The sequence below is a fragment of the Rhizobium sp. YIM 134829 genome, assembly GCF_046546455.1.
Window position 1 is genome coordinate 1 of record NZ_JBKHKI010000012.1, and the last position, 2500, is coordinate 2500.

Annotated in this window: 1 tRNA gene and 2 rRNA genes (1 of these 3 cut by a window edge); all 3 read right to left on the reverse strand. The window is 56.0% G+C overall.

What is annotated here, in order from left to right:
- Position 1 precedes the first annotated feature (1 nt).
- A tRNA-Met gene (locus ACLE20_RS15385) sits at positions 2-78 on the reverse strand.
- A gap of 58 nt (positions 79-136) precedes the next feature.
- Positions 137-251 (reverse strand): 5S ribosomal RNA (gene rrf / locus ACLE20_RS15390).
- Positions 252-544: 293 nt separating this feature from the next.
- A 23S ribosomal RNA gene (locus ACLE20_RS15395) occupies positions 545-2500 on the reverse strand; it runs 844 nt beyond the window's last position.

Genomic DNA, 2500 nt, shown 5'->3' on the forward strand with positions numbered 1-2500 from the left:
TTGGTTGCGGGGGCAGGATTTGAACCTGCGGCCTTCAGGTTATGAGCCTGACGAGCTACCGGGCTGCTCCACCCCGCGGAATGTTTGGTAAGGGCGTTGTGTTGAGAGAAGAGTGTTGATGACTTGCGTTTAGCAGACCTGGCAGCGACCGACTCTCCCGCGTCTTGAGACGAAGTACCATAGGCGCTGGGGCGTTTCACGGCCGTGTTCGGAATGGGAACGGGTGGGGGAACCCCGCGATGACCACCAGGTCGGCTAAGGGCAAGTTTTCGAGAAGCTGGATTTAGGGCGCCGTGCGATTGCGGAGAGGCCAATGATGGTATTGGCCCGTCGGCAGTCGCTGGTTTTGAACACGTCGTTGGTATGGCGGTGGCGACGGAGCCTGAAGGCTCCGCAAGCGCGAGGCGCGTCGCCCCTTGTTGGGCGCGCCGTCCGTGAGCCGACGCGGCGAAGCCGCGACAGCGTCAGGACAAGGATTGCCATACTCGTTTGCCGACAAACGCTTGCGTGCGTTTGCGGGCCGTGATGAGCATGAGCAATGGGAACGATCAAGATCGAACGAACGATTAGTACCGGTAAGCTTCATGCATTGCTGCACGTCCACACCCGGCCTATCAACGTGGTCGTCTTCCACGGTTCTTCAGGGAATACTCGTTTTCAGGGGGGTTTCCCGCTTAGATGCCTTCAGCGGTTATCCCGTCCATATATAGCTACCCTGCTATGCGGCTGGCGCCACAACAGGTCCACCAGAGATATGTCCATCCCGGTCCTCTCGTACTAGGGACAGATCCTGTCAATATTCCTACACCCACGGCAGATAGGGACCGAACTGTCTCACGACGTTCTGAACCCAGCTCACGTACCGCTTTAATTGGCGAACAGCCAAACCCTTGGGACCTGCTCCAGCCCCAGGATGCGATGAGCCGACATCGAGGTGCCAAACAACCCCGTCGATATGGACTCTTGGGGGTCATCAGCCTGTTATCCCCGGCGTACCTTTTATCCGTTGAGCGATGGCCCTTCCACGCGGGACCACCGGATCACTATGACCGACTTTCGTCTCTGCTCGACTTGTCAGTCTCGCAGTCAGGCGGGCTTATGCCATTGCACTCGACGACCGATTTCCGACCGGTCTGAGCCCACCATCGCGCGCCTCCGTTACTCTTTCGGAGGCGACCGCCCCAGTCAAACTACCCACCATACACTGTCCCGGATCCGGATAACGGACCGCGGTTAGACATCCATGACGATAAGGGTGGTATTTCAAGGATGGCTCCACAGGAACTGGCGTCCCTGCTTCAAAGCCTACCACCTATCCTACACATGCCGACACGAATGCCAGTGTAAAGCTATAGTAAAGGTGCACGGGGTCTTTCCGTCTGACCGCAGGAACCCCGCATCTTCACGGGGAATTCAATTTCACTGAGTCTGCGTTGGAGACAGCGGGGAAGTCGTTACGCCATTCGTGCAGGTCGGAACTTACCCGACAAGGAATTTCGCTACCTTAGGACCGTTATAGTTACGGCCGCCGTTTACTGGGGCTTCGATTCAAAGCTTGCACCTCTCCTCTTAACCTTCCAGCACCGGGCAGGCGTCAGACCCTATACGTCGTCTTACAGACTTCGCAGAGCCCTGTGTTTTTGATAAACAGTCGCTACCCCCTGGTCTGTGCCACCCCATCCTGGTTGCCCAAAATGGGGTCACGCTTCTTCCGAAGTTACGCGTGCAATTTGCCGAGTTCCTTCAACGCAGTTCTCTCAAGCGCCTTGGTATGCTCTACCTGACCACCTGTGTCGGTTTCGGGTACGGTCTGTACGGTGGGGCTCTTTCCTGGAACCGGTTCCCTGCAAGGCGCAATCCAATAAGCCCTCACAAGTTGCCCGATCCGTCACTTCCCACCAGGCCCACGATTATTAACGTGGTTCCCATCGACTACGCGTGTCCGCCTCGTCTTAGGGGCCGGCTAACCCTGCTCAGATGAACTTTAAGCAGGAACCCTTGGTCTTTCGGCGAGAGGGTCTCTCACCCTCTTTATCGTTACTCATGTCAACATTCGCACTTCCGATACCTCCAGGAGCCCTCACGGGTCTCCCTTCACAGGCTTACGGAACGCTCCGCTACCACGTGGATTGCTCCACATCCTCAGCTTCGGTGCATGGCTTTAGCCCCGTTACATTTTCGGCGCAAAACCCCTTATTTAGACCAGTGAGCTGTTACGCTTTCTTTAAATGATGGCTGCTTCTAAGCCAACATCCTGGTTGTTTTGGGAGTCTCACATCCTTTCCCACTTAGCCATGACTTGGGGACCTTAGATGGAGGTCAGGGTTGTTGCCCTCTTCACGACGGACGTTAGCACCCGCCGTGTGTCTGCCGATTAGTACTCTCAGGTATTCGGAGTTTGATTAGGATCAGTAAGACGGTGAGTCCCCATAGCCCATTCAGTGCTCTACCCCCTGAGGTATTCGATCGACGCACTACCTAAATAGTTTTCGCGGAGAAC